This window comes from Priestia sp. JV24 (assembly GCF_025910025.1).
GTDB lineage: Bacteria > Bacillota > Bacilli > Bacillales > Bacillaceae_H > Priestia > Priestia megaterium.
On sequence record NZ_JAPCIN010000089.1, the window covers coordinates 1 to 600 of the forward strand.

At 31.7% G+C, this 600-nt stretch carries 1 protein-coding gene; it reads right to left on the bottom strand.

Translation table 11 applies throughout. The features are described 5' to 3' along the window. Positions 1-6 precede the first annotated feature (6 nt). Positions 7-165, bottom strand: a complete 159-nt coding sequence (locus tag OK414_RS29785) for a hypothetical protein (RefSeq protein ID WP_263046370.1) — start codon at positions 163-165, stop codon at positions 7-9. Positions 166-600: the final 435 nt, after the last annotated feature.

A 600-nucleotide genomic window follows, 5' to 3' on the forward strand; every position in this document is an offset into this window, starting at 1 on the left:
TCAGGATCAAGAAATAGAGAGATAATTTTCGCTAAGGGCAGCAAACATAAGGGCAATCTGAGTGACAAGAATCTTTTTTAAACTAGAATCAGTACAGGCCGAGTGTTGATCTACTAAAAATAATAGTTCTCTGTTGAATAAGAAAAGTTCGTCTCTGCTCAACATAATATACTCCTCCTTTTTGAAACTCTCTATACGCATAAAAAAGCTATTTGATTTCTATAAGCATTGGCTTTGCATAGAAATCAAATAGCTTTTTCATAGGGTTCACAACATATAAAAATAAAGTCAATATAGGCGTAAACCCATAATATCATCTTTTTACCATAAAAACTATATCTTTCCACTATAAACGAAGAACAAGAAATGAAAAGAAAAATTCCGTTGTGTAAGGACATTTGTATACTGTAAAATATTTGTAGGAACGTAAAAAGATAAAACGAATACAAGGTTGATCGCCATTGGAATGATCAACCTTGTATTTGTTTTGCGACTAAAAGCAAATGGGTGAGGAGAATATTGGAGTCTCATAAAGTGATTTTAAAAGAAGCTTTAACAGTTGAGATTGAAAAAGAGAGAAAATCTTTAATTGAATCGGCA